Source organism: Flavobacterium sp. UBA4854, assembly GCF_002399805.1.
In the GTDB taxonomy this organism is placed as follows: domain Bacteria; phylum Bacteroidota; class Bacteroidia; order Flavobacteriales; family Flavobacteriaceae; genus Flavobacterium; species Flavobacterium ginsengisoli.
On sequence record NZ_DHEI01000028.1, the window covers coordinates 63,740 to 77,469 of the forward strand.

Below are 13,730 nucleotides of genomic sequence, written 5' to 3' on the forward strand. Positions count from 1 at the left end.
AACATAATTATGGCTTGAATAAAGAAAGTTGCACTTTTGAAAAAAGACCTTTAGAGTTAGTATTTTGCACTGAGTTTAATGATGTTATCCAAGCTATCGCATTTGAAAAGCAAGTGAAAGGCTGGGGAAGAAAAAAGAAAGAAGCTATAATAAAAGATAAATGGGAGGACTTGAAAAAACTTTCTCAATGTTTGAATAAAACAACTCATGAAAATTTTAATAAAAAGGATGTTTAATAGTAAATTAGCAGTCNNGATATCGATATGTTGATTCCGCATCAAGCAAACTTGAGAATTTCGCAGTTTATTCAAAATAAATTCAAATTGACAGACGATCAAGTTCATAATAATATTCAGAAATACGGAAATACAACAGCTGCATCTATTCCGATTGCTTTAACTGAAGCTTGGGAGCAAGGAAAAATCAAATCTGGCGATACTGTAGTTTTAGCAGCTTTCGGAAGTGGATTTACTTGGGCAAGTGCTATTATTAAATGGTAAATTAATTCATCTTACATTATATTTAGAACCTGCTTCTTATTGGGAGCAGGTTTTTTTATACTTTAGTATTGAAAAATAAATTGCACAATTTTTGTTGTTCTTAGCAATAGCAAAACAGAAGAAATTATTCTATTAAATGAAAAAAAATCAACTAGAAATAGCTTGTTTTAATTATGAATCGGCATTGATTGCTCAAGCAAACGGTGCAGATAGAATTGAGCTATGTGAAAATATGAAACTGGGAGGAACTACTCCAAATTCTATTTTGGTAGTAAAAGTTCGCGAAAGCATAAATATAAAAATGCATGTTATCATTAGGCCTCGTGGCGGAGATTTTGTTTATTCTGACGAAGAACTCACAGAAATGAAACAAGACATAAAACAATATAAAAAACTAGGGGTTGACGGTTTTGTTTTCGGAATTCTAAAAGAAAACGGAAAAATAAATAAAAAGCAGAATAAAGAATTGGTTCATTTAGCACATCCGCTTTCGTGTACTTTTCATCGGGCTTTTGATGTGGTTAAAAATCCAGAAAAGTCACTAGAATCTGTTATAGACTGTGGTTTTAAAACCATTTTGACTTCTGGTCAAGGCGTAAATGTCGAAGAAGGAATTCTCGCTTTAGAAAGACTTCAGGAATTGGCAGGAGACAGAATTGAGATTATGCCAGGTGGTGGTTTACGGTCTTCTAACATCAAATTGTTGCAAGAAAAATTAGATCTGACTTTTTATCATTCTTCAGCAATTACAGATAATTCTGAAACTGCAAATCCAGAAGAAATAAAAGAACTGTGTAATTTTTTATAATGTTTAATAAAACAAAAAAAGTCTGGAGGTGGCAATCTCCAGACTTTTTTTCTACAAGAAATTATTCAAAAAATATTTAAAAAAAATCTTTTTAGGTAAGATTAGAACATTCCGCCCCCACCTTTATTAGTATTATCTTCTCTTTGTTTACGCTGTAAGTTTTTGATTTTTCCTCCTCCAAAGTTGTAAGTCAAACCTAAATAAACCGTTCTGCTTTCCCAAGAAAACTGACCTGTTTGAGGATAAGGATAAATTCCATCAAAAGCATATTTCATTGTCTTGAAAACATCATTAAAACGTACACTAATGTTCATTTTGTTGTCTAGCAATGTGTAACGTGAACCAATATCCATTTTGTACATTTCATGTCTATTTTGCTGAACATCTTCAACAGGTCCTCTGTAAAAACCAAATAACAAGAAACTTAAACGTTTTGTAGGTTTAAAGTTAGAGTTCATACGAGCGTTAAATGCTGTAGTTGTTACACTGCGTTCAGTACCAGTTGGCTTATTAATTTCAAAAACTACACCTTGTTGTTTGATACTTGAAAAATCAATCGATGGTTGAATATCCCACCATTTTGTTAATTTATAATTTAACGAAACATCAAAACCATAAGCACTGTTGCGATCATAATTTGTATAGCTCAGTATTTGTTTGTATCCAGACGGATCATTTGGATCTGGACTCAATGTTCTGCTTATTTGATCATTAATGCTTCTTACGTAAACACCTGCAGTAACACTTCCTTTTTCAAGTGTTTTAGTATAATTTACCTCTACCGAATTTGTAAACTGAGGTCTTAATTCAGGATTTCCATATGAAGTTACTAATGGAGTTGAGAATTCACGAATTGGTTTAGTTTGCTCTATACTTGGACGGTCAACACGACGGCTATAGCTAAATTGAAGAACATTTTTTTCATTCAAATTATACGTCAAATAAGCTGATGGATATAAAGTAATATAATCATCATTAAATTTATCTTGGCCGTGGTTTAAATTTGCTTGAACTTTATAGCTCTCAAAACGAGTTCCTAATTGGTAACTGAATTTCTTGAATTTTTGACCAAAAGTCACATAAGCCGAATAAATATCAGTGTCGTAAGTGTAATTTGAAACTCTTTCGTCAACAGGAACTAAAGGGTTACCAGTATTATAATCATTATTTGTTCTAGTAATTCTAGCTTCTGCACCAGCTTCAAGCGTGGTTTTGTCATTTAATGGATTTACATAATCAACATTTATCGTGCTTAATTTTCTTTGATCACCAATTTGATCGCTATAAATTATACTATTTGAAGTGTTGTCAGGTCTTGTTGTATTAGTGTCAAAACTTGCATTTTGATTTGATTTCGTATCACTGTAATTACCCTCAAAATCTAAAGTATGTCCTTCTTTTTTGAAAATATGTTTGTATGCCAAATTGTAAGTTCCAGTTTTTGTAGGCCCTTTGTAAAGTGAATTTTGGTAAATGTTTAAAATATCTGGATCGCCATTGTTGTAATCGATATTAGTAATTACATTTCCGTTTCCAGTTGATTTATTTTGATTGGTATAGAAAGACAAAGTGTTTTTGTCATTAATTAAATAATCCATTCCTAACTTGTATAAGTAATTATCATTTTCGTTAGAAATTTTCAAATTTTGTTCTACATCCTGATCCAATCTTAAGATTCTACCTTTGTTATAGTACGTTCCAAAGTTTTGTCCTCCATTTCCAAAGAAGTTTACTTTTCCTGTTTTGTAGTTCAAATCAAGCGATTGATTGTATTTTGCAGTTTCTCCAAAAGTAATACCTCCGCTATAGCTTCCGTTAAAACCAGTGTTTGCACTTTTATGCAATACAATATTAATAATTCCAGACATTCCTTCTGGATTGTATTTTGCACTTGGGTTTGTAATTAACTCAATTTTTTTGATAGAAGTTGATGGAATTTGTTTCAATAATTGAGCAGGATCAATGTTCGATGGACGGCCGTCAATTAATACACGTACATTGTCATTTCCGCGAAGCGAAAGTTTACCGTCCTGATCTACATTTACAGATGGAATATTGCTCATAATGTCAGATGCAGAAGCTCCAGCAGTTGTTAAATCTTTACCAACAGTAATTACTTTACGATCAATTTTTTGTTCAATTGTTGAACGTTCAGCAACTATATTTACACCTTTTAACTGAGTCGCTTCTTCTTCAAGAGCAACATTTACGGTTGCTGTTTTTCTGTTTTCGCTTAAAATTACAGAACCAATATATTTCTTGAATCCGATATATTGAATTTCTATTGTGTAATTTTTTAAAGAAATGTTTTTAAATGAAAAGTCTCCATTGTCATCTGTATTTACTCCAGAAACTACTTTTCCATTTTCTTTAAGCGAAACAGTTGCATAAGAAATCGGCGCGTTGTTCGACTTTTCTGTAATTTTTCCAGAAACACTTCCAGTATTCTGGGCCTGTGCAGTTGCGATTATACCTAATAACGCAAACAGAAAGAATTTTAATTTCATGATTTTTTTACTGATTATTTTTTTGATTTGATTGATGATGATTTTCGTTTTGTTAGTTTTTCTTTTTTGTTTTTTTCTGGCTTCAATAAAAATTGAAATCACTATGTAAGACTCTTTTGCATTTGATATGTTACAAGAAATTGAAGAAAAAAAAATATTTTTTTTCTCATAGGCTGTTTTGTAAGAGATTACGCTTTTGATTTTTTGATAATTTTAACAATTAAAAAATGTGCTTTTTTGTCAAATCGAAACTCTTTTCTTGAATTTAATATGTTTTTGATTTTCTCTAATTGATGAATAAGCAGTATCTTTGCTCACTTAAAAAATAAGTTTACATGTCATTATCACAAATTCTTACACCTTCTATACAAAAAGCAATACAAGTATTATTTGATGTTACTGTTGATAAAATCGAGTTTCAAACTACTAGAAAAGAGTTTGAAGGAGATATTACAATGGTAATTTTTCCTTTATTGAAAGTCATCAAAATCAATCCGGCTGAATTAGGAAATAAAATTGGAAATTATCTAGTTGAGAATGTTTCTGAGGTTGCTCGCTTTAATGTAGTTTCTGGTTTCTTGAATATTGTTATTTCGGACAGTTATTATGTAAATTTCTTTAACGGAATAAAAGATCAAAAACAATTCGGATTTGTAGCTGCAAACCCAGAAGAAAAGGCAATTATGGTGGAGTATTCTTCTCCAAACACCAATAAACCTTTACACTTAGGACACGTTCGTAACAACTTATTAGGATATTCTGTTGCAGAAATTCTAAAAGCTTCTGGTAAAAAAGTATATAAAACACAAATTATAAACGATCGCGGAATTCATATCTGTAAATCAATGTTAGCTTGGGAAAAATTTGGTAACGGAGAAACTCCTGAAACTTCTGGTTTAAAAGGAGATAAGCTAGTTGGTAAATATTATGTAGAGTTTGATAAAGCTTACAAAAACGAAATTAATGGTTTGGTAGAAGCTGGTAAAACTGAAGAAGAAGCAAAAAAACAAGCACCTATTATTATCGAAGCGCAAGATATGCTTAAGAAATGGGAAGCTGGCGATGAAAAAGTGATTGCTCTTTGGAAAAAAATGAACGAATGGGTTTATGAAGGTTTTGCAACAACTTACAGCAATCTTGGAGTTAATTTTGATAAATATTACTACGAAAGCAACACCTATCTTTTAGGTAAAGATGTTGTGCAAGTAGGTTTAGATAAAGGTGTTTTTGAAAAAGATCCAGACGGTTCTGTTTGGATTGATTTGACCGACGAAGGTTTAGATCGTAAAGTTGTTTTACGTTCTGATGGAACAGCGGTTTATATGACACAAGATATCGGAACAGCAATTCAGCGTGTAAAAGATATGCCAGATGTTGGCGGAATGATTTATACGGTCGGAAATGAGCAAGATCATCACTTCAAAGTATTATTCTTAATCTTGAAGAAATTAGGTTTTGATTGGGCTTCAAGTTTATATCACTTATCATACGGAATGGTAGATTTACCTTCTGGAAAAATGAAAAGTCGTGAAGGAACTGTTGTAGATGCTGATGATCTGATGCAGGATATGACCGATACGGCAAAACAAATTTCAGAAGATTTAGGAAAATTAGATAGCTATTCTGCCGAAGAAAAAGCAAAATTGTACAAAACGATTGGTTTAGGAGCTCTGAAATATTACATTTTAAAAATAGATCCGAAAAAACGTATTTTGTTCAACCCAGAAGAATCGGTAGATTTTGCAGGAAATACAGGCCCGTTTATTCAATATACATACGCAAGAATTCAGTCAATCATCCGTAAAGCCGATTTTGATTTTTCTAATAAAATTGAAATTGAAGAATTACATGAAAAAGAGAAAGAATTGGTAAAACAAATCGAACTTTTCCCAGAAGTAATTCAGAACGCTGCCCAAAATCATAGTCCAGCATTAATTGCTAATTATACGTACGATTTAGTAAAAGAATATAACTCTTTTTACCAATCTGTTCATATTTTAGGTGAAGTTGATTTAACGAAAAAAATATTCAGAGTGCAGCTTTCGCAAAAAGTTGCCGAAGTAATTAAATCTGCATTTCAATTGTTAGGAATTGAAGTTCCTGAAAGAATGTAAGAAAAACAGAGTTAAGAGTAAGAAAGCCAATAGTTTTAAACTATTGGCTTTTTTTATTGCTTTTTTGGCTTCAATAGCACAAGTCTAGTAAAATTCTGAAGTAGGTTTGCAATGGCTTTGTAAATATTACAATGCAAGTGATAAAATTATAAGTCAACTCTTCTAATATTCATTTTTAACTATTTTGAATTAGTACGCTTTTAGTAAAGATGATAGAGATAAAAAAGAACCATCTAATTTAAGTAGATGGTTTTTATTCTTAATGACATTTCTACTTCGAGTTTTCTTCCCAAAAAAATCTTCTTTTTTAAATAGCTTTACTAGAAAATGCTTTTTTGTAGTAATAATATTATATTTTATAATGTTAAAAGAAGTTTTATTCTTGTTAAAATTATTTTAATTTTTTAAGTTCGCCCTCTCTAATTAAAAAAACAAAATAATGAAACAAAAATTAAAAGGATTAGTGTTGTTGGCTTTCATGCTGATTTCACAATTATTTTTTGCTCAGGAAAAAACGATTTCAGGTATTGTAACAGATGCTTCGGGATCGATTCCCAATGCGAACATCGTTGTGAAAGGCACTAAAAATGGAGTACAGTCCGATTTTGATGGAAAGTATAAGATTAAAGCTAAAACAGGAGATGTCTTGGTTTTTTCATATATGGGTATGAAAGATTTTTCTACCACTGTCGGAACGTCTACAACTATTAATGTCAAAATGCAAGAAGATGGTAAAGAACTAGACGAAGTTGTAGTTGTAGCATTTGGAACACAAAAGAAACAAGAAATAACAGGAGCTGTTTCTAAAATTGACTCAAAAATGTTAGAAACTTCTCAGGCATCTAATGCGATACAATCATTAACTGGAAAAGTTGCTGGTGTACAAATTAGCGCAAATTCAGGCCAGCCTGGAGATGCACCGCAAGTAAGGTTTAGAGGTATTGGTTCGATTTCATCTTCAAATGCTCCCTTATATGTGGTAGATGGAATACCATTCAATGGGGATATAAACTCTATATCAACTCAGGATATTGAATCAATTAGTTTTTTAAAGGATGCATCATCTAATGCATTATACGGTAGTAGAGGAGCAAACGGAGTAATAATTGTTACCACGAAAAAAGGAAAGAAAGGGCAATTGACAGTTACTTATGAAACTAAAATTGGAGTTAACTCACGTGCTGTGCCCGAATATGATATGATTAAAAGTCCAGCTGATTATTATAAAGCAGTATATAATAGAGTTAGGAATGGTTTAATTTATCAAGGACAAACGCCAGCTAATGCTTCAAATACTGCAGCCCAAAATTTAATAGTAGGAGATACTTATTCTCTTGGATATAATAATTATAATGTAGTCAATAGTCAAGTTATAAATCCATCAACAGGAGAAATAAATCCAGATGCTAAATTGCTGTATCACGACAATTGGTCTAAAGCATTATTTAGAGATGCTATAAGACAAGAACAATATTTAAGTTTATCAGGAAGTACAGATAATCTTAACTCTTATTTGTCAATTGGTTATTTATCAGATGATGGTTATACTATCAATTCGAACTTTGAGCGTGTAACTTTGAGAGCCAATGTAGATTATACTGTTTCTAGTAAAGTAAAAATAGGAACAAATGTAAATTACGCACATTCAAATCAAAATGCTCCAATTTCAAATACGTCATCTTCAACTTATAGTAATTTATTTAGTTGGGCTCGTAATATCGCTCCCATATATCCTATTTGGCAAAGAGACGCAAGCGGTAATATGATTTATAATGAAGATGGCACTAAATCTTATGATTTTAATCAACAAGGAAATAGACCATATGGGTCGAATTTGAATCCGTATGCTACTACATTGTTAAATACAAAATTAAATGAAGAAAATAAATTTGGTGCTAGAGCTTACATTTCTATAGATTTCTTAAAGGATTTTAATTTTAGATATAATATTGGATATGATTTATTGTCTGGTTATTACTTAACAAGCACAACAGGTGAAGGGGGAGATGATATGGGAGTTAATGGTAGAATAGGAACAGCTACTAAAAATCAATATACATTAACGAATCAGCAATTATTGTCTTGGAAAAAAACTTTTGGAGAGCATGCACTAGATGTATTAATTGGACATGAATCATCTGATTTTACTTCAAAAATGCTAGCGGGGCAAAAAAGTAATGTGGTGATATCTGATTTGCCAATCATTAGTAATGCTACTAAATATGGTTATTTGGATGGTTATAATGATCTATATAAAGTGGAAGGTTATTTTTCAAGATTAAACTATAATTATAAAAACAAATACTTTGTTAACGGAAGCTTTAGAAGGGACGGATCTTCAGTATTTGCTCCAGAAAACAGATGGGGAAATTTCTATGGATTTGGAGCTGCATGGTCTGTGATTAAAGAATCATTTTTTCCTAAAACAAAATGGATCACAGATTTTAGAATAAAAGGTAGTTATGGAGAACAAGGGAATGACAATATAAATTATCCGGTTACTTCACAAATTAGCCATCGTAGCTATTTTGGTAGTTTAAGAAACTATTACGCTTATGAAACTCAATACGAAATAGTGCCTGACTCTGAAGGTAATGCAAGTGTTTTAAATGTTTTTGAAGCAGATAAAAGTGTCAAATGGGAAAAATCTAAAAATTTAAACGCAGGATTTGATATTACCTTATTTGATAGAATTTCTATCGAAGCTGAATATTTTGAAAGAAACGTAAGTGATTTGATATACAATTTTCCTATCGCTTTGTCTACAGGAACGTCATTTGTTTCTAAAAATATTGGAGACATGGGAAATAAAGGGATAGAGGTAAATTTAGGCGTTGATATTGTTAAAAATAAAAATGTTGACTTCAATATTTGGGCCAATGCAACAAGTTATAAAAATAAGATAACGTCGTTACCAAAAGCATTTACAGATGGAATTTATCGTTTTGAAGTTGGAGCGCCTGCTTATTCATACTTTTTAAGAGAATTTGCCGGAGTGGATAAAACAAATGGTGACGCATTATGGTATAAAGATGAGAAAGATGCTAATGGAAACTTAACAGGAAATAAAGTAACTACGAATGTCTTTGGAGACGCTACAACATATTTGAGTAAAAAAGATGCCAATCCAGATGTATATGGTGGGTTTGGAACACTATTTAGATATAAAAATATTACATTCCAAGCTAGCTTTGCTTATCAATTTGGTGGCTACATGTATGACGGAGTTTATCAATCTGCAATGTATTCAGGATCCGATAATATAGGACAGAATTATCATAAAGATGTAACAAAAGCATGGACAATTGATAATCCTACTTCAAACATACCAAGAATAGATCATATATCAATTTATCAAATGGGGAATTCAGATTATTTCTTAATAAAATCTGATTACATAAGCCTTCAAGATGTTTCGATAGGGTATAACTATAATGACGAATGGCTTAGAGATTTAGGCATACAATCTACAAAATTTACTTTAATGGGATCAAATCTAGCTTTATGGTCTAAGAGAATAGGAATGGATCCTAGACTAAATAGATTAGGAGAAAGAGTAAATAATGGACAATCGCTTAATGTGTATGGTGTAATGAGAAGTGTTTCATTTGGTTTAACAGTAAATTTTTAAAACATGAAAAAGATAATAGTAGCAATTGTATTTTTATTGGCTCTTGCAAGTTGCGATAAAGAGTTTCTTGATACGGTGCCTGAATCAACAATTAATAAAGAACAATTAGCAACTTCGGCATCGGCAAATCAAGCTATTGTGAGTGGAATTTATTCTGCATTACGCTCTTATGGACTTGCAATTGGAAGTAATCATGAAGATTATGGTCATAAATCGGTGCTTGCTGCAATGGATATGATGTCTAATGATATGCTAATGACAAAATCAAGTTGGTATCAATCCTTTTATACTTACGCTGGTAGAGTACAAACGAATTCAAGATCCAGATTAGTATGGAATACTTACTATCCTCAGATTAAATCGACTAATATTGTACTTGGTGGTATTCCTTCAAATACTGCAGATGAGAATTTAAAGGCAATTCGAGGCCAGGCTTTGGCATTAAGAGGTTACTTCTATTTTATGTTGGCACGTACTTATGGACCTACATATATTGGTAATGAAACTAAATTATGTGTTCCTCTATACATAGAGCCTACACTAGAAGGCAAGGCGAGATCTACTGTGAGTGATGTGTATAGTTTGATCGAAAGCGATTTAAAGGAATCTATAGAATTATTAGCGTCGTATAAAAGATTGAATAATGATTCTGTAGATCAAACGGTTGCAGAGGCTTTTTTAGCTGAAGTATATTTGGAAATGGGAAAATATACTGATGCTGCAAATATGGCTCATTTGGCAAGAAAAGACTATACTTTGCTTAATGAAGCAGAATGGATGAATGGTTTTTATATTACAAAATCTAATGAAACTATGTGGGGAGCAACATTAAATTCTTCAATTAGTACTTTTGTTGCAAACTTCTTTGGTCATTTTGATAATACAAACGCATCTGGCTATGCAGGCGGAATGGGAATCTATAAAAATATTGACAAAAATTTATATAATAGTATCCCAGAAACCGATTTTAGAAAAAAAGCCTTTGTTTCGCCATCAGGAAATTCAACTTATCCATCTTTACCATCTTATGCAAATATAAAATTTAGAGATCCAACTATAGATGCAGGTAGTTATATTTATATGAGATCTTCTGAAATGTATTATATAGAGGCAGAAGCACTTGCAAGATCAGGAAATGAAGCTTCAGCAAAACAAGTATTGTATGAGATAACAATAACTAGAGATCCTTCATATACGCTTTCTACAGATTCAGGTTCTTTATTAATTAATGAAATAATTCTTCAAAAAAGAATTGAATTGTGGGGAGAAGGTTGTACTTGGTATGATATGAAGCGCTTAGGAGTTTCTTTAACAAGAGATTATAATGGTTCAAACCATCCAGCATTTGGTAAATTTAATATTCCCGCAGGAGATAACAGATTTATCTTTCAGATTCCACAAGCCGAAATTGATGCCAATCCATTAATTGTGCAGAATCCATTATAATAAAAATTAAAAACAAAAAATCCGGAAGCTTTAAAAACTTCCGGATTTTTTTTAAAAGAATTTTCGTGTAAAAAAGTAGTAACGAGATTTGTATATGTCATTTTTATAAGTATGTTTACAGTAAGAAATAATTGGTTATTTTTCAGTTAAAAGTACCAATAAACAAAAGAGAAAAATCGGCTAATGATCCTATAAAATAAATACGAGGAAGCCGAAAATCGCGAGAGTAGGCAAAATTTAAACCCAAAAACAATGATTAAAAAATCTTTACTTTTAATGATGCTTCTTTTTGCACTTACAGCAACAAAAGCTCAAGATTTAATTAACCCATCTTATGGATTTTCACACAGTAAAACAGCTTACATTACACTAGCAGACGGAACAGAACTTAGCGGAACTATTCGCGATATTGACAGAGAAAAAGGACTAATTGAATTTATTAAGTTACAAGACGCAGCTGGAAAAAAGCACAAACTAAAACCAGAGGATATTAAGTATATGTATTTACCACCTAGTGGACTTGATAATTTGACAAAAAAAATTGATTTTGGTACAGATTTTCAAAAATGGAACGATGATAAACTTAACCAAGAGTACTTAAAGGAAGGTTACGCATACTTTGAAACTGCTGATGTGCAAATCAAAAAGAAAAAATCAAAATTATTAATGCAACTTTTAAACCCTGCATTCAGTAAAGAATTTAAAATATATTGTGATCCACATGCAAAAGAAACTACTTCTTTAGGAGTTGGAGGTGTTAAATTTGTAGGTGGAGATGCTAAATCTTACTATGTTGCTAAAAAAGATGCACCTGCATTTTTATTAAAGAAAAAAGAATACAAAAAAGAGTTTGCAACATTGTGGAGCGGATGCGACAAATTAATCACTGCATCTTCAGCAGATCCAAAATGGACAGATTTATCAAGACACGCTGTTACCTATTCAGAGTGCGCTCAGTAATTAAATAAAACAAATAAAAAAATCCGGAAGTTTAAAAAACTTCCGGATTTCTTATTTTAACAACTAATTCTAATTACTTAACAAATTTGTCAATAATAGCATCTGATTCTGCTTTTGCAGTATCTGGTTTTAAATCAAATAATAAAGAGTAAAGTGCTTTTCTGTCTACTTTAGCTTCTAAGTTAAGATCTTTATGTCTGTCAAAAAGAGTTTGCCATTTATCACGAACGTTTTTCCAAAGAGCGTTATTTGCTACCCACCATTTTTGAGCTGCGATACATTTTACATCTGGAACTTTAGTATACACATCAAATCCTTTTTCTTGCGCCAATAAAACATCTTTTCCTGCATCGTCACGAACTAATTTGTCGTTGTCTTGCTCATGATTCCATCCTGTAGCTGTGATTTCATGAATATTTCTTCTCTTTAAAACATTGTAATCATTACGTTTTGTTTGCTCTCTTCTTGGAAGCGGTGCATCAGCAACGTTTGCCCAATAATCTTGTCCGTCAACGTGAACCCATGTTGAAGATCCTTCATATCTAGGACTATCATCTACTTGATATACTTTTTGAGTCCATTGGCCTTTAACCGCTTTTTTGTCTAATTTTTTATATTTCCAAGAATTTCCTTTATCAAATGTATATAAGTCTGTGTTTTCGTAAAGCCAATCTTGTCTCCAGTGTTTGATGATCATATCGTCACTCACGATCAATAAATGCTGCATTACGATTTTGTTTGGAGTATCTTCTAATAACTCTACCCATTCTAAAGCAGATTCATGTTTCGTTTCAGATGGTTTATAAGTAAGAGAATCTTTTGGGTATGAGAAAGTTTCAGTAAAATTGAACTTTACCTCATAACAACCACACATAGATTTAATAGATTTTATGTCTTGTTGTTTTTTATCCTGACTAAAACCAAGACTGCATGTTAAAGCCATAGCGGCTGACAAAAAAAGGTTTTTTGAAATCATAACTTATTGTTTTGTTTTTAAATTTTTCGCAAATATATAAATTTAATTTAGAACAATTAAAAATAATCATATATTTGCACCGATTATTAAGACTCAATAAAAATAATGAAAATTAAAATTACTCTTTTTGCAGTTGTGCTTTTTTGTCAAATTTCTGTTTGTCAAGAAGTTAAAAAAGATAGTGTAGAAACAAATGAATTATCGGAAGTTAAAGTTACTACTGCAACAAGAACAGAAAGAGTGCTTTCATCATTGCCTTTACCAATGACAATTATTACATCTGAAGCAATTATTAAGTCTGGTGTTACAAGATTGAATGAAATTTTAAGTGAACAAACGGGGATTATTTTGATTCCTGATGAAAGTGGTTTTGAAGGAATCCAAATGCAAGGATTAGATGCCGCATATACAATGATTTTAATTGATGGAGTACCGTTAGTAGGGAGAAGTGCTGGTGTTTTGGACCTATCAAGAGTTTCTGTTGGAAATATAGAAAGAATTGAAATTGTTAAAGGAGCTTCTTCAGCATTGTATGGTTCTGAAGCAATGGGTGGAGTAATAAATGTAATTACAAAAAGACCTAAAAAAGATACGTTTACGGGAAGTCTTTCTTATCGATATGCGACTTTTAATACTAGCGATGCTAATACCAATTTGTTGTGGAAAAAGAAGAAGTTCTCGGCTAATCTTTTTGCTAATTTTTATTCGACAGATGGTTATGATTTAGATAAAAGTACACCTTTAAAAAATGTAGAGCCATTTTATAATTTTACTATTCAGCCTAAGAT

General features: G+C 31.6%; 9 protein-coding genes and 1 pseudogene. 8 read left to right on the forward strand and 2 right to left on the reverse strand.

The features are described from left to right. From B3J44_RS03595 to B3J44_RS03605, 3 genes and pseudogenes are all read left to right on the forward strand, one after another. Positions 1-236, forward strand: a 236-nt coding sequence (locus B3J44_RS03595) for a GIY-YIG nuclease family protein (protein ID WP_286965831.1), incomplete at its 5' end; no start/stop codon positions are given. Between the two features lie 18 nt (positions 237-254). After that, positions 255-500 (forward strand): annotated as a pseudogene (locus tag B3J44_RS03600) (3-oxoacyl-ACP synthase III family protein); the annotation flags it as partial. 136 nt (positions 501-636) lie between these two features. Continuing rightward, positions 637-1,308, forward strand: a complete 672-nt coding sequence (locus B3J44_RS03605) for a copper homeostasis protein CutC (protein WP_286965833.1) — start codon at positions 637-639, stop codon at positions 1,306-1,308. A 101-nt stretch (positions 1,309-1,409) separates the two neighbouring features. On the opposite strand, the gene B3J44_RS03610 is transcribed toward B3J44_RS03605, so the two are convergent. Next, positions 1,410-3,815 carry a TonB-dependent receptor domain-containing protein gene (locus B3J44_RS03610; RefSeq protein ID WP_286965834.1) on the reverse strand — a complete coding sequence of 802 codons (2,406 nt, stop codon included), beginning with the start codon at positions 3,813-3,815 and terminating at the stop codon, positions 1,410-1,412. A 335-nt stretch (positions 3,816-4,150) separates the two neighbouring features. Between B3J44_RS03610 and argS the strand changes: the two genes are divergently transcribed. The 4 genes from argS to B3J44_RS03630 all read left to right on the forward strand — a co-directional run bounded on the left by argS (position 4,151) and on the right by B3J44_RS03630 (position 11,966). After that, entirely contained in the window at positions 4,151-5,929 is a 1,779-nt protein-coding gene (gene argS, locus B3J44_RS03615; protein WP_286965836.1) for an arginine--tRNA ligase, read from the forward strand. Between the two features lie 439 nt (positions 5,930-6,368). Continuing rightward, positions 6,369-9,560, forward strand: a complete 3,192-nt coding sequence (locus B3J44_RS03620; RefSeq protein WP_286965838.1) for a SusC/RagA family TonB-linked outer membrane protein — start codon at positions 6,369-6,371, stop codon at positions 9,558-9,560. Positions 9,561-9,563: 3 nt separating this feature from the next. Beyond that, positions 9,564-11,006, forward strand: coding sequence for a RagB/SusD family nutrient uptake outer membrane protein (locus B3J44_RS03625; protein ID WP_286965839.1), 1,443 nt, complete (start codon positions 9,564-9,566; stop codon positions 11,004-11,006). 252 nt (positions 11,007-11,258) lie between these two features. Further along, a complete protein-coding gene (locus tag B3J44_RS03630; protein WP_198858418.1) occupies positions 11,259-11,966 on the forward strand; it encodes a hypothetical protein in 708 nt (235 codons plus the stop codon). A 73-nt stretch (positions 11,967-12,039) separates the two neighbouring features. Here B3J44_RS03630 and B3J44_RS03635 read toward each other — a convergent pair whose 3' ends face one another. Beyond that, positions 12,040-12,942 (reverse strand): DUF6607 family protein, encoded by a 903-nt coding sequence (locus B3J44_RS03635; RefSeq protein ID WP_286965841.1) that lies wholly within the window; start codon positions 12,940-12,942, stop codon positions 12,040-12,042. Positions 12,943-13,047: 105 nt separating this feature from the next. Between B3J44_RS03635 and B3J44_RS03640 the strand changes: the two genes are divergently transcribed. Next, positions 13,048-13,730, forward strand: a 683-nt coding sequence (locus tag B3J44_RS03640) for a TonB-dependent receptor plug domain-containing protein (protein ID WP_286965844.1), incomplete at its 3' end; no start/stop codon positions are given.

Excerpts from the sequence above, each read along its gene's own strand:
- B3J44_RS03605 (WP_286965833.1), top strand. The coding sequence starts at position 637 with ATGAAAAAAAATCAACTAGAAATAGCTTGTTTTAATTATGAATCGGCA.
- B3J44_RS03610 (WP_286965834.1), bottom strand. The coding sequence starts at position 3,815 with ATGAAATTAAAATTCTTTCTGTTTGCGTTATTAGGTATAATCGCAACT.
- argS (WP_286965836.1), top strand. The coding sequence starts at position 4,151 with ATGTCATTATCACAAATTCTTACACCTTCTATACAAAAAGCAATACAA.
- B3J44_RS03620 (WP_286965838.1), top strand. The coding sequence starts at position 6,369 with ATGAAACAAAAATTAAAAGGATTAGTGTTGTTGGCTTTCATGCTGATT.
- B3J44_RS03625 (WP_286965839.1), top strand. The coding sequence starts at position 9,564 with ATGAAAAAGATAATAGTAGCAATTGTATTTTTATTGGCTCTTGCAAGT.
- B3J44_RS03630 (WP_198858418.1), top strand. The coding sequence starts at position 11,259 with ATGATTAAAAAATCTTTACTTTTAATGATGCTTCTTTTTGCACTTACA.
- B3J44_RS03635 (WP_286965841.1), bottom strand. The coding sequence starts at position 12,942 with ATGATTTCAAAAAACCTTTTTTTGTCAGCCGCTATGGCTTTAACATGC.